This is a genomic window from Candidatus Stoquefichus massiliensis AP9 (assembly GCF_000455285.1).
Classification (GTDB): domain Bacteria; phylum Bacillota_I; class Bacilli_A; order Erysipelotrichales; family Coprobacillaceae; genus Stoquefichus; species Stoquefichus massiliensis.
On the sequence record NZ_HG005290.1, the window covers coordinates 167142 to 181361 of the forward strand.

The window sequence follows — 14220 nt, forward strand, 5'->3', positions numbered from 1 at the left end:
ATAAACAGTTGTCCTCACACTATAAAAAAAATGGCATATAGTAAGTTGAAGGAGGGAATTATGAACGTTTTTCAAGATAATCAATCATGCTTTCAACCATTTTTTATGCCAGAAACAAATTTAGAAAAGAATCCAAAATTATTTGATCCACAAGAAGCCATTATGCTAGGAAATCTTTTTAAAGACTTGTATATGACATATCATGGTTTCTCAAATTATTGTCTACAACCTCAAACAAAAAGACAACAAGCATTATTAGAGGTTCAGATGTATGACTTTGTAGCGCATGAAATCAATTTATATTTAGACATGCATCCGCAAAATCAAAGAATGGTTAAACTTTATACTGAATATGCTAAAAAAGCTGAAGAAGCAAAGTGTCAATTTGAAAAAGAATTTGGACCATTAGCAGTTAAAGACAGTCATAACACAATCCCATTTCAATGGGTTCAGGGGCCTTGGCCTTGGGAATATCAATGTTAAAAGGAGGAATTTAAGGAATGTGGGCTTACAGCAAGAAATTACAATACCCTATTTCAATAAAAAATAAAGATTTAAAAATGGCAAAATATATCATCACTCAATTTGGTGGTCCAAATGGTGAATTAGCTGCATCGATGCGTTATATCTCTCAGCGATACACAATGCCTGATGAAAAAGGAAAAGCTTTATTAACTGATATAGGGACAGAAGAACTCGGACACATGGAAATGGTTTCAACAATCGTTTACCAGTTAACTCAAGGAGCGACTATAGAGGAAATTAAAGCTGCTGGACTTCAAGGATATTATACAGAGCACGGATGTTCTTTATATCCTGTTGATGCAAATGGAGTACCATTTACTGCTGCTTACTTTGCTGCAACCGGTGATCCAGTTGCTGATATAGCAGAAGATATGGCGGCTGAACAAAAAGCAAGAGCTGTTTATGAAAACCTAATGGATCAGACAAATGATCCTGATATACTTGCTCCATTATCTTTCTTAAGACAACGAGAAATTGTTCATTATGAAAGATTTAGAGAATTATACGAAGAGTATGTCAAAAAGTATTATCAGCCAGATTTTAATCAAAAATGTTAAAAAAACCCGATAATTCGGGTTTTTACTTTGCCATCTCATATGAAATAAATAGACCAATAACAGCGACTATTGTCGTAAACAAGTCTCCAACAAATAGACTTTTTATGCTTGGAATAATGAGTTGTATAACTTCAATAATACCAATAGGAATACCTAATTGACTTAAAACAAGATAACTCATTGTTATTTCACTGACAACATAACATATAAAAGTTAAAATAACAGTTGCTATAGCAACTTGCTGTGACCGTACTTGAGCGATTTTTGTGACTGCTGTCGCAACAACATATGCACTAATTAAGTAAAAGAGTGATGATGTAATATGCAACGCTGATATCACTATTGCTAAAACTATACCTGTGGCTATAGAAGCAAGAAATCCTCCACCAATTGTTTTGATCCATTCATTCGAATTAAGAAACTGATCATTATTTGCTCTAAAATACTTTTTTGCTTCCTGACGTTCTTTATATTGTTTAAATTTATCTTCAAATGACATTATTGTTCACCTGCTATCTGTTGAATATAAGCTAATACCTGATCATGAAGTTCTTCTCTATCTAATGCAAAATCAATCGTTGCTTTAATAAAGCCAAACTTATCTCCTACATCATAACGAACACCTTCAAAATCATACGCATAAACAGCTTGTCTATCCATCAGACGTTTGATGGCATCTGTCAATTGTACTTCTCCACCCGCACCTGTTTCTTGTGTTTCCAATAAATCAAAAATCTCTGGTGTTAATACATAACGTCCTAAAACAGCCATCTGACTTGGTGCTTTGTCAACTGAAGGTTTTTCTACCATACTTGATAATTTAACAAGTCTTCCCTGTGTCTTATGAGCCTGATCAGGTTCTACAATACCATATTTACAAACATCTTCTTTTTTCACAGTTTGAACACCAACCACAGAAGACTGAGTTTGATGATAAGCATCAATTAATTGTTGTAATGCTGGTTTACTTTCTTTATTCACAACAACATCATCACCTAACAAAACAGCAAAGGGTTCATCACCAATAAACGTTTTTGCACATAATATTGCATGACCTAATCCTTTAGGCTCTTTTTGTCGGATATAATAAATATTAGCCAAATCAGCAATATCACGAATTAATTTGACCTGCCTATCTTTACCAGATGCTTTAAGACGCTCTTCTAATTCATAATTCACATCAAAATGATTTTCCATTGCATGTTTATTACTATTTGTAATAACAAGAACCTCTTCTATACCACTTGCAACTGCTTCTTCAATAATATATTGAATTGTTGGAATATCAACAATGGGAAGCATTTCTTTAGCTAATGCTTTAGTCGCAGGTAAAAATCTCGTTCCTAATCCTGCTGCTGGAATAACTGCTTTTCTTACTTTCTGATTCTTCATAATCTTCTCCTTTAATTTATCAAATCACTATAAGGGTTCTTTTTCTGTTTAGATTTCATATTCAGCATAACATAAGTTGCCACAAAACCACCAATCAATCCAGATACATGTCCCGACATAGAAATCGTTGGCACAATAAATGAAATCACAAGCATCAATATGACGTTTGGTGCTAACTGTTTAAATATATCCATAAAAATATTCTTATATTTTATAGCTAACGCTCCCAAAGCACCAATCAAGCCAAAGATAACCCCACTAATTCCTCCACTTACTGTATTAGCCTCAAAGCCATTTATCAAAAAAAGCAAGTAAGGTAATCCAGTTGTTGCAAGTGCACTCACAAGTAATACTATTGCATATTTCCTTGGTTTTAAGGAAGCCTCTATAAACATACCAATACCATATAAAGAATAACAGTTAACAGCAATATGCAACAACCCAAAATGTATGAAATTTGCTGTTAATAATCGATAATACTGATTATCAAGATAAACGTATATAGGATTATATCCACCCATTGTTATTCCTTCATACACATTCATTTCTTCACCATACAAAACAAATGAAATCAAATAAACAATAATACATACTGTTATCAACCCCATTGTTACTGGCGCTTTTTTATATTTTTTTATAAGTTCATTCATCATATTATTCATCTAAAAATTCATATATAGACATCTGATCTACGAGAATTTCTTCTTCCTCCTCAATAATTTCATTTTTTTCAACAATTTGATCAAGAGTCAATAAAGACAACATATCATCATATGTCACTTTAATAGCACCCATTTCAAGAAGACGAATATTTCCATTATATTTATCATCATCTAAAACCATTTGTTTTGTCCAATGATAATGGAAATTTTGAATTGTAGTAAACCAAACACCACCACTATTAATATGAGTTGCAGTTACAATTTGTAAATCACATAAACCACATACATAAATATTTCTATCTAATGCATTTGTAACATTAAAATAAGCAAAAGGATCAACTGCACTTACCAAAACCATTCGTCCCTCTTTAATAGCTTTAGAATATGTTTTCTTTTTATCAAACATATGATCACTCACAAAGCAAACAACCTTTCCGCCTAATTGCATAAATGCTTTTAAAGCATAAGCATCAGTCCCTTTTGTTCCATTAGCAACCAATATTTTTTCTTCATCAAATATTTTTGTGATTGTATTCCTAGTAAATGAATTCAATTTTTTCTCTAAATTTTGAGGTCCAACTACAGATACCATATGTTTCTGTGTTATTGATATATCGCCTACATAATATAAATATAAAGGCGCTCTTTTCTTTAGTATTGCTAAATTTTGAGGATAATTCTCTTCATATTTTGTTGTAATGTAAATACCTTCATTTTCCAAGTTTGCTAAGGCAAACATTAAATCATTCAATCTTTCTTTTCTTGCAATCATTTTATATGCAATATATTCATCTATCCCTAGTATTTGAATTAAAGTATCTCTATTCATTCCAAAAAGTTTAGAAGGTGTCTTTTTTGTCGAAGATTTTAATCTACGTTCTACCTCATACCATTCATCTTGTGATAATGGAGCAGTATTATCAACAACCAAGTCACCACAAAATAAAAGAACAGCTATACTATCCAAATTTAATTGTATTTTCATTATACCACCTGCCCTGCACTTTCCAACTATTATATCATAGTTCTTTTCATGAGTCGATACACGAAAATACTTTCTATAAGAAAAGGCATGCCTTTTTAGACATACCTTCATTTTCAATTATTCAATTCCCATTTTTTCTTTAACAGCAGCTTGAGCAGCAGCTAAACGTGCTAATGGTACACGATAAGGAGAACATGATACATAAGTTAATCCTAATCTATGACAGAATTCAACTGAACTTGCTTCTCCACCATGTTCACCACAGATACCCAATTTGATATCTGGACGAGTTTTACGACCTTTTTCAGCAGCAATTTGCATTAATTGTCCAACACCCTCTTGGTCAACTTTAGCAAATGGATCAGCTTCAAAGATTTGTTTAGAATAGTAATCATCTAAGAACTTAGCAGCATCATCACGGCTGAAACCATAAGTCATTTGAGTTAAGTCATTTGTACCGAAACTAAAGAATTCAGCTTCTTCTGCAATCTTATCAGCTGTTAATGCAGCTCTTGGAATTTCAATCATTGTACCAACTTTATATGGTAATTCAACTCCAGCATCAGCAATAATCTTATCTGCAGTATCAGTTACAACTTTTTTAACATATTGTAATTCTTTAACATCTCCTACAAGAGGAATCATGATTTCAGGAACAACATTTTGTCCTTCTTGATTAGCCGCAATAGCCGCTTCAATAACAGCTCTTGTTTGCATTTCAGCAATTTCAGGATATGTGACAGCAAGACGGCAACCTCTGTGCCCCATCATTGGGTTGAATTCTTTTAAAGATTCAACACGTGCTTTTAAAGCTTCAAAAGTCATTCCTAAACTTTCAGCTAATGGTTTGATTTCTTCATCAGTATGAGGCAAAAATTCATGTAAAGGTGGATCTAAGAAACGGATAGTTACCGGATAGATTTCCATAGCCTTAAATAATTCTCTAAAGTCAGATCTTTGATATGGTAAGATTTTTTCCAATGCTTCTTTTCTTGCTTCTACAGTTTCTGCAGTAATCATACGTCTGAAGTTGAAAATTCTTTCTTCTTCAAAGAACATATGTTCAGTTCTACAAAGTCCAATACCTTCAGCACCAAACTTACGTGCTTGTAAAGCATCTCTAGGAGTGTCTGCATTCGTACGAACTTGTAAAGTACGTGCTTCATCAGCCCATTCCATAAATGTTTCAAAGTCACCACTAATTTCTGGTTCAACAGTTTTAATTTGTTCACCATAAACATTACCAGTGCTTCCATCTAATGACATGTAATCACCTTCATGATATTTTTTACCATCAGGTGTTGTTAATACTTTATTTTCTTCATCAATCTTTAATGAACCACATCCACATACACAGCAAGTTCCCATACCTCTAGCAACAACAGCAGCATGTGAAGTCATTCCTCCACGGATTGTTAAGATACCATGAGCAATATTCATACCTTCAATATCTTCTGGAGAAGTTTCAAGACGAACTAATAAGATATCTTGAACACCATTTTTAGACGCTTCAATAACATCTTCAGCAGTAAAATAAATACGTCCAGTTGCAGCACCTGGTGATGCAGCTAATCCAGTAGCCACAACATGAGCACAACGTAAACTTAAATCATCAAAGTTAGGATGTAACAATTGATCTAATTGTTTTGGTTCTACTTTTAATAAAGCTTCTTCTTTTGTAATCATTCCTTCTTGCACTAAATCAACAGCAATCTTTAAAGCAGCAGCAGCTGTTCTTTTTCCATTACGTGTTTGCAACATGAATAATTTACCATCTTCAATAGTAAATTCCATATCTTGCATATCTTTATAATGATCTTCAAGAATAGCATTAATTTTTACAAATTGATCATAACATTCAGGCATAACTTCTTTTAATGTATCAATCGTTTGAGGTGTACGAATACCAGCAACAACGTCTTCACCTTGTGCATTCATTAAATATTCACCATATAATTTCTTCTCACCAGTTGCAGGATTTCTTGTGAAAGCAACACCTGTACCAGAAGTATCTCCACGGTTACCATAAACCATTTCTTGAACATTAACAGCAGTTCCCCAGCTACCTGGGATATCATTTAAACGTCTATAAGTGATTGCACGATCATTGTTCCATGATCTAAAGACAGCTTTAATAGATTCCATCATTTGTTCTTTTGGATCTTGAGGAAAATCTACACCAGCATGTTTCTTATATTCACTTTTATAAATTTCAACAACTTCCATTAAATCTTCAGCAGTTAAATCAGTATCAAATTCAACACCTTTTTCTTCTTTAACTTTATCAAACATTCTTTCAAATGAACTTTTTGGGAATCCCATAACAACATCAGCAAACATTTGAATAAAACGACGATAACTATCGTATACAAAACGAGGATTATTTGTTGCTTTCGCAAACTCTTTAGCAACTTCATCATTTAACCCTAAGTTTAAGACTGTATCCATCATACCAGGCATAGAAGCTCTTGCTCCAGAACGTACAGACACAAGTAAAGGATTATGTGGATCCCCCATTGTTTTTCCTGTGATTTTTTCAAGTTCAGCAAGTTTTTCATAAACTTGGTCTTCAATTTCTTTAGAAATCATTTTCCCGTCTTCATAATATTTAGTGCAGGCTTCAGTTGTTACTGTAAACCCTTGAGGCACAGGTAATCCAATATTAGTCATTTCTGCTAAGTTAGCACCTTTACCACCAAGCAAGTTACGCATTTCTTTGTTTCCCTCACTAAATAGGTAGACATATTTTTCCATTTATAAGTTCCTCCTTTTTATTACTTATAACATTATACACTATGTGAGTGCTTACATTCAACCATTAATTTATATAAATGATGAAAAAAATGGATAAATCTTTTTTTAGATTCATCCATTTTTCAATTTATCCTTAATTCATCATATCTTTTTCAATTTTAAATTTTTATCTATCTCCAGCAAATTCTAATTGAACTGTTCTTTTCTTTAATTTTTGTTTATGACAACCCTTAATTGCTTTTTGACTGACATTAGATTTAATATCAACAAAAGTAAATTTTTTCTTTAATGCAATATCTCCAATATCACTTTTCTTGATTTTTCCATATCTTACTAAGAAATTGACAACATCAGGGACTTTGATTCTATCCATTGTTCCACAAGTCATAAAGATACGATCATATGTTCCTGAAGATTGTTTTTTAATATCTTGATAGTCAAAACCAACTCTTTGACGATAACACATAGATAATAATGTAGCCATTGTATCTTCTCTTAATTCTTCAGGGATATCTTGAATAACTTCTTTAAATAATTCTTTCTTCCCTTTTAGCATTTCCTCTTGAACATCAAGCAATAACTCTTTCATCTTTTGTTCAAAGATTGCTTCATTGCTAGGAATTTCAATTTTTTCAATCTGACTATTTGTTCTTTTCCCAATTGACATTAAGAAACTTTTTTCACGCCCTGAAACAATCGAATATGCTTCACCTTTTTTATTAGCTCTACCTGTTCTTCCGATTCTATGAATATATAATTCTTCATCCTGAGGCATCTCATAATTAATAACATGTGATATATTATCAACATCGATTCCTCTTGCAGCAACATCAGTTGCAACTAAATATTGAATTTTTCCTTCTTTAAAACGTTTTAAAGTATTTGTACGCTGATTTTGTGATAAATCACCATGCATTGCTTCTACATTGTAATGCTTTTGTTGCATAGCAGCTACAATTTCATCAACACTTCGTTTTGTTTTACAGAAAACTATTGTGCTATCCATTTGACGTGAATCTAAGATACGACATAAGATTTCAAATTTATTATATCCTCTTGGTACATCAAAATAATATTGTGATACTGTTGCTGCAGTTCTTGTTTTTGATTTAATTTGAATATGCATATAATCTTCCTGCATATAGTTACTTGCAATTTTTTTGATTGCTGCTGGCATTGTCGCAGAAAATAAAACTGTTTGTTTATTTTCTGGAGTTGTTTTTAAGATGTTTTCAATATCTTCAACAAATCCCATATTTAACATTTCATCAGCTTCATCTAATACCATATGATTAATCTGATTAATTTTTAATACTTTTCTACGCATTAAATCTTGCACACGTCCAGGTGTCCCAACGACAATATCAGCACCTTTTTTTAAATCTCTGATTTGTCTTTCAATATCACTACCACCAAAAACACTAACAATAGATAAATCAGTATATTTCCCAATACGTTTCAATTCTTCATGTATTTGTAATGCCAATTCTCTGGTTGGTGATAAAATTAATGCTTGTACATATTTTTCTTTATGTTCAATTTGTGACAATAGCACACTTCCAAATGCCAATGTCTTTCCAGTTCCAGTTTGAGCCTGACCTATAATATCTTTTCCTTCTAATAAAACCGGGATTGATTTTTCCTGAATAGGTGATGGGCTTACATATCCCATTGCTTCAATTCCATTTAATACATTCTGTGATAACCCTAAATCTTTAAATATTATTTTGTCCATATTTTCCTCTTTCTTTGTCTTTGTTTTATTGTTGACTTTGTAAAACTTCAAATGTGCGTGACTTCTATACATTCACCTACACTCTTTGAGACTTCAGACAAATTAAGGCGAACGTTCTATATATATAATACACTTTTGTGTTTTCAAAACTGACAATATCGAAGAATCCCCATAAAGAAAACCAGGAAGTTCTCCTGGTTTACATTTCAGTCGTGTTTCTTCTATGTGATAATAGCATACCATTTATAAAAAAACAAGGTTTATTTTTGATGATTCAAAATGTAAGGTCTTACTTGTGCTAAAAAGTACAAAGATCCCGTAATAAAGACAACACCCTGATGCAAAAAGGCTTCATCAACTGCTTTCTTCCAATCTTTTTCAACTTTGACTGGAAAATCTTCAGCTAACTTTTCTGCACTCTGAGCCCGATGAAAAGCAAATTCACAGACTGTGACATCATCAGTTAATTTTAATAATAGTTCTAGCATGGCATGAGTATCTTTATCTCTTAAGGCACTGAATATAATCTTAATATGTGAATATTTACGTGCCGATTGATAGAATGCTTCCATTCCCTCTTTGTTATGAGCGCCATCAATAATAATGTATGGATGCTGACAAAGCACTTCAAAACGTCCTTGCCACACAGCTTCTTTAAGACCTTCTAAAAGAATTCCATTGGTAAGTTCAATATATCCGTTTTCTTTAAGATAAAGCAATATTTCTATAGCTAAGGCACTATTCTCACATTGATATTTGGCTGATGTATTTAAAACAACATGATACTGACGATAATCAAAAGATACCTGTTGAGCATCATCGATGACATTATTTATAGGTTGAACAATATAAAACGGACTGTGATGCAACTCACAAATTTCCTTAAATACATCTAAGCATTCCTTTTTCTTTTCACCAGTTATAAAAGGAACATAATCTTTAATGATTCCACCTTTAGTTCGAGCAATCTTTTCATATGTATCACCAAGATATTCTGTATGATCTAAACCAATGTTCGTATTTGCAGCAATAATTGGTGAAACAATATTTGTTGCATCTAATTCACCTCCTAGACCAACTTCAAAAACTGCAAAATCCACCCTATGTTTAATAAAAAACATAATTGCAATAAATACTTCAATTTCAAACATTGATAATTCATATTTTAACCACATTGACATATAACGATTTGCATATTGAATGATTTCATGATCTTGGATATGTTCATTGTTAATACGCATAATCTCTAATCTCGTCACTAAGACAGGCGAAGTAAATGTTGCAACTTTATAACCTTCTTTTTGCAAAACAGAACGAATATAATTTGTTGTTGATCCTTTTCCATTTGTCCCACCGATATGAATGGTTTTTAGTAGTGATTGGGGATGACCCATATCTTGCATAAAATGTTTAAAATTATCTAATGCATAAACGCGATCTTTTTGGCTTGCTATAAAATCATGAACTTCATCATATGTTTGAAACTGATTTTCATTAAAACTACGGTATACCATGGGAACAAATCGAATACCGTTGACTTCTTGCTGATTTTCAGCGATTTCAAAGCCTTGATGCAAATAAAAATCTACAGCATGTACATCCGCATTAACAGTCACTTCTCCATACATCCAATTCTTTGCAAAATTTAACAATTCTTCTCCAACACCCTGACGCTGATAATCTTTTTTTATAAACAAACTTTGTATATGGCACAAATCTTTGATTCCTATAACACCTATGAGTTTTTTTTCAAAAGCCCCAACCATAATGAAACGATGCTGTTGAATCATAGTCAATATATTTTCATCTTCAAAAGTCACCAGGAATTCCCTTATCCCCTGTTGAGTATAATATGATGATAAACATTCTATAAATACACTTTTAATTAACTGATTTGCTTCTTTGATTTCATGACCTCTTAAAATTCTTAGTTCCATACCTTCTCCTTAAAGAAAAAACAGCCTAAGCTGTTTTTTAAATTTTTTCAAAACGATCTACATCTACTACAAAGACAGTTGCTCCACCAACCAAAACATCTACCATAATAGGTGTAAAGAACTCACCCATTTCAGTAGGAGGGACAGTTGGTTCTTTTTCTACACGTTTTCTTGCATGCGCTTTAATAATTTCTAAAGCAGGATCAACTTTATCATCATTGGTTCCTATAAAGAAAGTTGTATTTCCTTTCTTTAAAAATCCCCCTGATGTTGCAAGTTTTGTTACAAAGAACCCACCTTCAGTTAAAGCAGATTGAACAGTAGAACTGTCATCGTTATTGACAATGGCTATGATAAGTTTCATAAGATTACCCCCTTCTTAAATTCATTTTATCACTTTTTAAAAAAAATTACATCTCTTTTTAATCATCTTGTATCATTTCCCCATGTTGTCTTGGTAAAAAACGATCCTCATAGACACGAAGTGCATAACTATCCGTCATTCCTGATAAATAATCACTCACAATAAGTTCAATTGCTGTTTGTTGATATGTTTCTACCATTTTATGAACATGCAAATCAATTCCATGATTTTCATTTTTATCATCAATCAAATCTTCATAAAATGCATTATAAAGTTCTTTTACCAAACGTGTTAATTTCTCATTTTCTTTAATCAAAGTTGGATGATGATGAATATGAACAGATATGAATTGAAATAAACTTTCTAAAGCTCGATAGACTTCTTCCGAAAATTCCAAATAAGGTTTACGATAACTATGAATAACAATATCACCAATTAAGCGATTAATCATAGATTTATTATCTTTCCCTAATACTGTTACAACATCCTGTGGTAAGTCATCTTCACTAATAATACCAACCTTAATGGCATCTTCAATATCCTTCCCCACATATGAAATCACATCTGAAATACGCACAACACACCCTTCCAATGTCATTGGCACAATTTTCTTTGAATAATTTTTAATATGCCAGCATTTTTCGTATTCATCCCAAAACTGAGCAATCGTTTTATGACGATCTGGTTTATAAATTCTCGAAAGGATTTCACCATTATGACATAAAATTCCATCAAGAACTTGCAAAGAGACATTATAACCAACACCGTTACGCTCTATAAACAATAAATGTCTAACACTATTGGCATTATGATTAAAATAGCCAAAGCCTCTTTCTTCTAAACAATCATTAATAGCCTTTTCTCCAACATGACCATATGGCGCATGTCCTAAATCATGCCCCAAAGCAATAGCTTCTATTAAATCAAGATTTAAATTTAAACCTCGTCCAATTTGTCTAGCAATACGTGAGACCCATTGAACATGAAGTGAACGTTTGGTAATATGCACATTACTAAAAAATGATAATGCCTGTGTTTTATCAACATAACGTGAATAACTTTTTGAATATAAGACACGATCAATATCTTTTTCAAACGGCCATCTTATATCAAATTCAGTCGATGGTTTGTGTGTATGTTTCACTTTAATACATTGACTATTTTGGGTTGCATAAGGCGAAAGACGTTCATCCATAAGATTTGTAGCAACTAAAGATGAATGAATAATTTTATCTTCTTTTTTCAAAATATCACTTCCTTTGATTTTTCATCATTATTTATAGTATAATACCTTTGGTGATTATATGCAAAACAATTTAATAACATGGTATCAGCAAAACCATCGAGATTTTCCATGGCGTCAAAATGAAGATCCATATAGAATATGGATTAGTGAAATTATGTTGCAACAAACAACAACTGAAGCTGTCATTCCCTATTTCGAACGCTTTATCCAAACCTTTCCAAACATTATACAATTAGCCAACGCTTCATTAGAAGAGGTATACAAATTATGGGAAGGATTAGGTTATTATCGTCGAGCCAAATATATCCATATGACAGCCCAAATCATTGTTAATCAATATAATGGTATCTTTCCCCAGACATATCAAGAGATATTATCTTTAAAAGGAATAGGGCCTTATACAGCAGGAGCTATCTGCTCCATAGCCTATCATCAGGCTACTCCAGCAATCGATGGAAATGTGCTGAGAATCATGTCAAGAATTTATTTATTAAAAGAAAATATCGCACTCAATAAAACACAAAAAAAGATAACAGAACTTGTTCAAGATTTATTAATCGGTTATGACAGTTCAGCTTTTAATCAGGGTCTCATGGATTTAGGAGCAACAATTTGTCGCCCTCTTCATCCACGATGTGAAAAATGTCCAATCAATACTTTTTGTAAAGCATACAAACATAACCAGCAAATGGTTTTACCTATCAATATCAAAAATATAAAACATCAAGAAATACATTATATTACAGGTATTATTACATACCAAAATCAATTTCTACTCATTAAAAATCCCACTGGTCTTTTGGAAAATCTTTATGGTATGATTCAATACGATATTGAAAGCCCTTATCGCTTCATTGAAGAGTTTGAGCAACAATATCAAATACCTATATCTATTGTGTCTCATATTGCTGATATTAAACATGTCTTTACTCATCGTACATGGCAGATGCATGTTTATCATTTTGTTCTCAATGAGCCAATCAAAGGATTATTCACTTTAGATGAAATTACTGATTTACCAATTTCAACTGCTCATTTAAAAGTATTAAAAGCCTATTTAAAAACTAAATAAAATGAATAAGACTTATAATTCGAACAAATAATAAGTCTTATTTTTATTCTAAAAAATTTGATTTTGGGCATCCATAATATATCTTTCAAAAACTTGATCATCTGGATTATCATAAAATGCTTTTAAAATATCAAAATAGGTTTGATCTTCATAATGAATCATATCTGGTTCTTGATCTAACAAAGTCAGAACTTGGTCCAACGTATCACCTCGAGTCAAAAAATTATTTAATTTTTCTTGTAGGATAGAATAATAGACCATTTGTTGAACGCTACTTGTGATTTCATCTTTCTTTTGAGTCATCTGTTGGGTAAGTACTTGTTTCTTTGAAATCATATCATTAATGAGTATTTTTGTTGTCTTCATTTGAAAAACCAATGAAGCATTTCGCATATTTGCTTCTTCTTTTTGTTTCTCCTGTGTCATTCTATCAGCTATTAATTTATCAATATTTCTTTTAATTAATGGTATTTGATTATTTCGTATATCAGCACATTTTGACATATAATGGAATCCCGCAAAAGGTATAAAGCACATTCCAACTGCTTGATTATATTCTTTTTCTTTATTGCTTAATTGCTGTTGAAAGATTTTTATTTGATTGACAATATCACTATATTTGCCATCATATGTTTTTATGTCTATTCCTAACTTATTTATTTCAATAGTCATATTTTGCAAAGACTTCTGATTTTTTTCAAGGTCATTATCGACTTGTTTTAATTGATCATAAAGTAAATGAAAAGTTTTTATCATTTCAGAATAATTTTGACTTAAATCTTCAATTTTTTTATGCGCATTATCCTGCATTTCCTCTATTTGACTTAAAAATTCAACAATTTCTCTTTGTTTTTCCTTTGTCGAATCATCTAATGTGTTCATCACAAGAAAATGATCCTGTAAAAAATCCTTAAGTTGTATACGTAAATTATTCATTATTCATTCTCCTTTCAGCTTTCCCATTCTCATCTAGTAATATTCAAACCCTTAT

13 protein-coding genes are annotated in these 14220 nt (G+C 31.9%); 3 read left to right on the plus strand and 10 right to left on the minus strand.

The annotated features are described in order from the left end of the window. Positions 1-60: 60 nt before the first annotated feature. Together BN350_RS19165 and BN350_RS12035 are read left to right on the plus strand one after the other, a co-directional pair. Positions 61-483, plus strand: a complete 423-nt coding sequence (locus BN350_RS19165; protein WP_028043822.1) for a spore coat protein CotJB — start codon at positions 61-63, stop codon at positions 481-483. Between the two features lie 17 nt (positions 484-500). Continuing rightward, positions 501-1082, plus strand: coding sequence for a manganese catalase family protein (locus tag BN350_RS12035; RefSeq protein ID WP_028043823.1), 582 nt, complete (start codon positions 501-503; stop codon positions 1080-1082). Positions 1083-1104: 22 nt separating this feature from the next. On the opposite strand, the gene BN350_RS12040 is transcribed toward BN350_RS12035, so the two are convergent. The 9 genes from BN350_RS12040 to BN350_RS12080 all read right to left on the minus strand — a co-directional run bounded on the left by BN350_RS12040 (position 1105) and on the right by BN350_RS12080 (position 12157). After that, entirely contained in the window at positions 1105-1581 is a 477-nt protein-coding gene (locus BN350_RS12040) for a hypothetical protein (RefSeq protein ID WP_028043824.1), read from the minus strand. Continuing rightward, on the minus strand, positions 1581-2474 hold the full coding sequence (galU, locus tag BN350_RS12045) for a UTP--glucose-1-phosphate uridylyltransferase GalU (protein ID WP_028043825.1): 894 nt from the start codon (positions 2472-2474) through the stop codon (positions 1581-1583). The genes BN350_RS12040 and galU overlap by 1 nt, the downstream gene beginning before the upstream one ends. Before the next feature lie 11 nt (positions 2475-2485). After that, positions 2486-3124, minus strand: a complete 639-nt coding sequence (locus tag BN350_RS12050) for a rhomboid family intramembrane serine protease (RefSeq protein ID WP_231385282.1) — start codon at positions 3122-3124, stop codon at positions 2486-2488. 4 nt (positions 3125-3128) lie between these two features. Continuing rightward, positions 3129-4121, minus strand: coding sequence for a DNA-processing protein DprA (locus BN350_RS12055; RefSeq protein ID WP_028043827.1), 993 nt, complete (start codon positions 4119-4121; stop codon positions 3129-3131). 117 nt (positions 4122-4238) lie between these two features. Beyond that, positions 4239-6875 carry a pyruvate, phosphate dikinase gene (gene ppdK, locus BN350_RS12060; RefSeq protein ID WP_028043828.1) on the minus strand — a complete coding sequence of 879 codons (2637 nt, stop codon included), beginning with the start codon at positions 6873-6875 and terminating at the stop codon, positions 4239-4241. Between the two features lie 166 nt (positions 6876-7041). Further along, entirely contained in the window at positions 7042-8610 is a 1569-nt protein-coding gene (locus BN350_RS12065) for a DEAD/DEAH box helicase (RefSeq protein ID WP_028043829.1), read from the minus strand. 260 nt (positions 8611-8870) lie between these two features. Continuing rightward, positions 8871-10547 carry a GNAT family N-acetyltransferase gene (locus BN350_RS12070; protein WP_028043830.1) on the minus strand — a complete coding sequence of 559 codons (1677 nt, stop codon included), beginning with the start codon at positions 10545-10547 and terminating at the stop codon, positions 8871-8873. A 37-nt stretch (positions 10548-10584) separates the two neighbouring features. Beyond that, positions 10585-10911 (minus strand): cyclic-di-AMP receptor, encoded by a 327-nt coding sequence (locus tag BN350_RS12075; RefSeq protein ID WP_008789799.1) that lies wholly within the window; start codon positions 10909-10911, stop codon positions 10585-10587. 58 nt (positions 10912-10969) lie between these two features. Next, complete coding sequence (locus tag BN350_RS12080; RefSeq protein WP_028043831.1) at positions 10970-12157, minus strand: deoxyguanosinetriphosphate triphosphohydrolase family protein; 1188 nt, start codon at positions 12155-12157, stop codon at positions 10970-10972. Positions 12158-12215: 58 nt separating this feature from the next. Between BN350_RS12080 and mutY the strand changes: the two genes are divergently transcribed. Then, a complete protein-coding gene (gene mutY / locus BN350_RS12085; RefSeq protein WP_028043832.1) occupies positions 12216-13229 on the plus strand; it encodes an A/G-specific adenine glycosylase in 1014 nt (337 codons plus the stop codon). Between the two features lie 48 nt (positions 13230-13277). Here mutY and BN350_RS12090 read toward each other — a convergent pair whose 3' ends face one another. Next, positions 13278-14165 carry a hypothetical protein gene (locus BN350_RS12090; RefSeq protein ID WP_028043833.1) on the minus strand — a complete coding sequence of 296 codons (888 nt, stop codon included), beginning with the start codon at positions 14163-14165 and terminating at the stop codon, positions 13278-13280. Positions 14166-14220 lie beyond the last annotated feature (55 nt).